General features: G+C 60.1%; 1 protein-coding gene. It reads left to right on the top strand.

The window, feature by feature from the left end:
* Window positions 1-42: 42 nt before the first annotated feature.
* A partial coding sequence (locus tag GD1_RS24075) for a transposase (RefSeq protein WP_157079619.1) occupies window positions 43-611 on the top strand: 569 nt, incomplete at its 3' end.

The following is a 611-nucleotide window of genomic DNA, read 5'->3' as shown; positions in this document are numbered from 1 at the left end:
CGATTTCCTCCACCGGCCCGGCTGCCGCCCTCGGAGCTCGATGTGGCGTTCTCGAGTTCGGTGATCCTTGGTTTGCTCGACAAGTGTGCCGCCCGACCGGTCAAGGCTCGTAAACTCACTGGGCCACAGGTCAAATCGTTGTTGTATCGGCGGCGTGAGCAAGATCTGAAGACTGCTCGGATTCGGGAGTTGTTGCGGGAAGAGCCTTTACCTCAGTCCGAGGTGATGCTCCAGGCGTATGCCACCACGGTGCTGGCCGAAGTCGCGATCCTGCGCGCGATCGCAGGGCAGGTGAAGGTCCTGGAGAAGGAGCTTGCCGGTCATTTTTCCCGGCACCCGCTGGCCGAGATCTACCTCAGCCAGCCGGGTGTGGGCGTGACGATCGGTCCTCGGCTCCTCGGCGAGTTCGGTGATCTTCCCGATCGGTATCGCAGTGCCAAGGCTCGTAGGAATGCCGCTGGGACCAGTCCGATCACTAAGCAGTCGGGGAAATCGAGAGTGGTCCATGCCCGACATTTCACCAATACGTGGTTGTTGGATGCGGCGATACAACAGGCAGGGGAAGCGATCCGATATGACTCTCATGCGCGGGCCTTTTACAACAAGCAAAG

It is taken from the genome of Gordonia desulfuricans NBRC 100010 (genome assembly GCF_001485495.1).
Lineage (GTDB): Bacteria > Actinomycetota > Actinomycetes > Mycobacteriales > Mycobacteriaceae > Gordonia > Gordonia desulfuricans.
Note: the sequence above shows the minus strand (reverse complement) of the source record. Positions and strands in the feature narration are given on the sequence as shown.